The sequence below is a fragment of the Novosphingobium naphthalenivorans NBRC 102051 genome (assembly GCF_001590985.1).
GTDB classification, from domain to species: Bacteria; Pseudomonadota; Alphaproteobacteria; order Sphingomonadales; family Sphingomonadaceae; genus Novosphingobium; species Novosphingobium naphthalenivorans.
This window is the reverse complement of record NZ_BCTX01000190.1, coordinates 1-1,647: the sequence shown is the minus strand read 5'-3', so window position 1 is coordinate 1,647 and position 1,647 is coordinate 1. Positions and strand designations below refer to the sequence as shown.

Below are 1,647 nucleotides of genomic sequence, written 5' to 3'. Positions count from 1 at the left end.
TCAAGTTTCTCGCTTTCGAGCAGACCTTCAAGAACGCGCTGACCGGATTGCCGATGGGCGGCGGCAAGGGCGGATCGAACTTCAATCCCAAGGGCAAGAGCGTGCGCGAGATCATGCGCTTCTGCCAGTCGTTCATGACCGAGCTGTACCGGCACATCGGGGCCGACGTCGATGTGCCGGCGGGCGATATCGGCGTGGGCGGGCGCGAGATCGGCTACATGTTCGGCCAGTACAAGCGCATCACCAATCATTTTACCGGCGTTCTGACCGGCAAGGGGCTCGAATACGGCGGGTCGCTGATCCGTCCGGAGGCGACGGGCTATGGTGCGGTGTACTTCCTGGAGAACATGCTGGCGGTCAGGGGGCTCGATCTTCTGGGCAAGACTGCGGTCATCTCGGGCTCGGGCAATGTCGCCACCCATGCGGCGGAAAAGGTCGTGCATCTGGGCGGAAAGCCGGTGACGCTGTCGGATTCGGGCGGGTTCATCCACGATCCCGACGGTCTGACGCTGGAGAAGATCGACTGGGTCAAGCACCACAAGACCCACCGCCGCGGCCGCATTTCGGACTATGTCGACGCGTTTCCGGGAACGACCTTTCACGCAGGCAAGACACCCTGGCATGTCCCCTGCGACGTCGCGCTTCCCTGCGCCACCCAGAACGAGCTGCTCGGCGATGACGCCAGGGCGCTGATCGCCAATGGCTGCATCGCGGTGTCGGAAGGGGCCAACATGCCGTCGGATCTCGAAGCCGTGCACACCTTCAAGGCGGCGAAGATCATGTTCGCGCCGGGCAAGGCGGCCAACGCCGGCGGTGTCGCGGTGTCCGGTCTTGAGATGAGCCAGAATTCCGCGCGCCGTTCGTGGAGCGAGGCGGAGCTGCAGGATATGCTCAAGGATATCATGAAGGGCATCCACGGGCGCTGCCTGACTTATGGCGACCGCGGCGGCGGCTATGTGGATTATGTGAAGGGCGCCAATATCGCCGGCTTCAAGAAAGTGGCCGATGCCATGCTGGCCTTCGGCGTGGTATGAGGGGGAATGGCAGACGTTGAAACGCCGGCGGCCAGCGCGCCGCCGGTGCCTCGCAGGACTTATCCCACGCAGGCCGTGCAGCTCGTGCGCACGGCCACCCAGACGCATCTGGTGCTCAGCCAGATGGCGGACCAGAAGGCCAGCATCCTGATGGGGGCGACGTTCATCGTCTTTTCCATCACGGTGGGGCAGACGGACAAGGGCGGGGTGCCGCTGCCCCTGCTGGTATTGTCCTGCTTTGCGTTTCTTTCGGCGGTCTGCGCGGTCATGGTGGTGATGCCGGCCACCCGCCAGCCGCCTCTGGACATCGAGAAATCCAACCTCCTGTTTTTCGGCGTGTTCACGCAGATGCCGGAGGAGGAATTCACGGACCTGATTGTCGAACGTCTTGCCACGGACGAAGGGATGTTCCGCACGATGCTGCGCGATGTCTATCAGAACGGGCAGGTGCTGCAGAAGAAGAAGTACCGGTATCTCGGCTATGCCTACCGGCTCTTCCTCCTGGGTCTGACGGTCACGCTGGCCGTCTATCTCCTGTTCGGCAGCGTGAACGTGGCATCGCCGGTCTAGTGTGGTGGAAACGAAATTCACCTCATAATTCGTCGCCCCCGCG

The 1,647-nt window shown here is 62.8% G+C and carries 2 protein-coding genes; both read left to right on the top strand.

Translation table 11 applies throughout. The features are described 5' to 3' along the window. Positions 1-1,034: NADP-specific glutamate dehydrogenase (gene gdhA / locus NN5_RS24625; protein ID WP_067739349.1), on the top strand; the 1,034-nt coding region annotated here is incomplete at its 5' end. Between the two features lie 6 nt (positions 1,035-1,040). After that, on the top strand, positions 1,041-1,604 hold the full coding sequence (locus NN5_RS24620) for a Pycsar system effector family protein (protein WP_067739346.1): 564 nt from the start codon (positions 1,041-1,043) through the stop codon (positions 1,602-1,604). Positions 1,605-1,647: the final 43 nt, after the last annotated feature.

What these genes read in the sequence shown, in the direction of transcription:
- NN5_RS24620 (WP_067739346.1), top strand. Translation starts at nt 1,041, where the DNA reads ATGGCAGACGTTGAAACGCCGGCGGCCAGCGCGCCGCCGGTGCCTCGC.